Below are 2344 nucleotides of genomic sequence, written 5' to 3'. Positions count from 1 at the left end.
CGCACGGCGAACGCAGAAGTGGGGTTGGGAGCCACACCTCAAAGAGTTGTCAGGGATACTATTTGACGAATTTAAACCCACTAGCAATCAGTTTAACGGCTTTGTAACCTCTAAGGAATTGGTTGCTGCTGTCAAACCACATCAGTCTTACACCACTGTCAATTAGTTCAATCACTCCAACACGTTCACTATCAATAGCTTTTTGTACTTCTTTCTGACATGATGCTGACAGTTCAATTTGAAAGCATGATTCAAAAGGGTCAAGTTCTGCTTGTTCTAAAATAGTTGCACGTTTGTCATCAACACCTTGTAAGACACATTTATCAACTTCATCAGTACGTTCTTTATCCTTGTAGAGGTTTGTCACTTTAGCAGTAGAGAAATCTACACGGATTGTTTTTGGAACATCAAAGGCATTTGTATCAAGTGGGACTGTTTTTTCATCAATTTTTGCAGTAAGGTTAAGTTTTTTAGTGTTATTTACCATATATTATTTCTCCAATTTTGGTTTTTCTCAGCCCGATTTCAATGTTTTCGAGCTTACTGTTAAATTCTTCTAGTTTAGAAATTCTTTTAGATTGAGAATTAACTGTTTTCACAAGATTATTGATTTTCTCTTTGAGATTATCAACTTCTTCTGAGTACCAGTCGTCAATGCTTTCAATCTCTTTTGTTATTTCTTCTTTGTAGCTTTGTTCTCGCTTGGCTTTTGAGTTGCCATAAACTGTAAATATCGCTTGTTCAAGATTATTTGTATTATCCAGTATTTTGGCTAACTGCTTGAACTTGCTTAGGTCTTGTTTAGTGAACTTTGGTATTAGCTGTTGTTTTCTTCGGCTGAGATAAACTTCTTCAAAGGTAAATTTATACCCAGATAAGTCAGTTATCCTCGGACACCATTTTCTGATTGTTGTGGGACTTCTGCTTACTGCTTTTCCAACATCTTGATAATTCATTTGAAACCTCGCTTTTTAATATTTATAACTTTTATATAAGTTATAAATATAATTATACTGGTTTGGTTTTATTTGTCAAGTATAAAACTTGAAAATAAGTTTTAAAGTGGTAAAATAATATTAAAATAGAATGTAGGAGTAAACAAATGATAGAAAACTTCGGAAAAAATTTAATAAAATTACGACAAAAAAGAGGAATAAGTCAAGTTGATTTAGCTAATGAATTACAGATAGGTAAACAATCAATTTCTGATTATGAAAAACAAAAAACTTACCCTACTTTTGCAAATTTAGAAAAAATTGCAGTCTTTTTTAATGCAACACCAACACAATTATTTGGGACAAGTCAAGAGCAGGAATTAGAATTAAGTGCTGGAAATATAGATGAATATCAACAAAAAGCTAGGGAAGTTATAGAGGCTGGGAAAGTAATCAATGATTTATATTATCTAGTTCAATCAAATGATGCAGATATGAATTTCATCCTTGCAAGTTTATCTAGGGCTGAGAGTGCGAATAAAATAATCAATGATTTATATAATCAAGTTGTCTCTGATGAAGTTAATCCAGATTTTGATTATATTCTGGGAACTATTAATAATGCAAGTAAAGCTGATGTCATTATTAGGGAATTTTACCAAAAATTGAATAAAGGGAATGATGAAAAATTTAATGTAATTTTAGATTTAATCCAAAACTCAGGAAAGCTAGATAATCAATAAGGTACTTACCGTTTGAATTTTTCGAATAAAATATTTTGATTTAAAAGAGTATTATTGAATAATAAAACACCGAAATAAATTTCTATTTCGGTGTTTCTTTATTTTATATACAAGTAGAGTAGTATCATTTTATTTTAAATTGTTCAATACAGTTTTTATGTTTCCTATCTAGCAATAAGAAGATGTAGTCGCTATTGTCATGATTATCTGCAATACTTACGAGATAGTGCAATCAAAGAAATTAAAAGTAATAATAAATAAACTATATGTCTTTAAGGTATTAAACAGAATATTTTGATATAATTAAATCATTAAATATCAAGGAGAAGATAATGGGGAATAACGTATTGAAAAATGATGTCAATCTTGCTCACGCCAAAGCTACGGCTTTACAAACTGCTGTTTCTGATGTGTTGGCATTTCAGTCTGTTACGAAAGACACTCAAACAACTGTTCAAGGTAATGTCAAAGCGCATAAAGTCATTGAAAAAGAAGATAGTCTAGGTAAAGAAATTGCATTGGCTGTCAAAAGTGCCTCCAAAAATTTACAGTCTGTCGCAGTAGAATTTGAGGCAATGGATAAAAAACTCGGTCAAACACTTTTTAAACCAAACTTTGATTTATTGGGGGACTTACGCTAATGGCTACTTGGGAAGAATTGAACTT

General features: G+C 31.4%; 3 protein-coding genes and 1 pseudogene. 2 read left to right on the top strand and 2 right to left on the bottom strand.

The genetic code is table 11. The annotated features are described in order from the left end of the window. Nucleotides 1-58 precede the first annotated feature (58 nt). Both ACYQ21_RS15330 and ACYQ21_RS15325 read right to left on the bottom strand, forming a co-directional pair. Nucleotides 59-487, bottom strand: coding sequence for a hypothetical protein (locus ACYQ21_RS15330; RefSeq protein WP_460059532.1), 429 nt, complete (start codon nucleotides 485-487; stop codon nucleotides 59-61). Then, complete coding sequence (locus ACYQ21_RS15325; RefSeq protein ID WP_460059530.1) at nucleotides 477-956, bottom strand: hypothetical protein; 480 nt, start codon at nucleotides 954-956, stop codon at nucleotides 477-479. The genes ACYQ21_RS15330 and ACYQ21_RS15325 overlap by 11 nt, the downstream gene beginning before the upstream one ends. Before the next feature lie 146 nt (nucleotides 957-1102). Here ACYQ21_RS15325 and ACYQ21_RS15320 point away from each other — a divergent pair. Together ACYQ21_RS15320 and ACYQ21_RS15315 are read left to right on the top strand one after the other, a co-directional pair. Further along, nucleotides 1103-1420: pseudogene (locus ACYQ21_RS15320) on the top strand (helix-turn-helix domain-containing protein); the annotation flags it as partial. Nucleotides 1421-2010: 590 nt separating this feature from the next. After that, entirely contained in the window at nucleotides 2011-2319 is a 309-nt protein-coding gene (locus ACYQ21_RS15315) for a TIGR04197 family type VII secretion effector (protein WP_460059527.1), read from the top strand. Nucleotides 2320-2344 lie beyond the last annotated feature (25 nt).

This window comes from Pseudolactococcus yaeyamensis, from assembly GCF_054658615.1.
This window is presented reverse-complemented; position numbering and strand designations above follow the sequence as displayed.

Excerpts from the sequence above, each read along its gene's own strand:
- ACYQ21_RS15330 (WP_460059532.1), bottom strand. The coding sequence starts at position 487 with ATGGTAAATAACACTAAAAAACTTAACCTTACTGCAAAAATTGATGAA.
- ACYQ21_RS15325 (WP_460059530.1), bottom strand. The coding sequence starts at position 956 with ATGAATTATCAAGATGTTGGAAAAGCAGTAAGCAGAAGTCCCACAACA.
- ACYQ21_RS15315 (WP_460059527.1), top strand. The coding sequence starts at position 2,011 with ATGGGGAATAACGTATTGAAAAATGATGTCAATCTTGCTCACGCCAAA.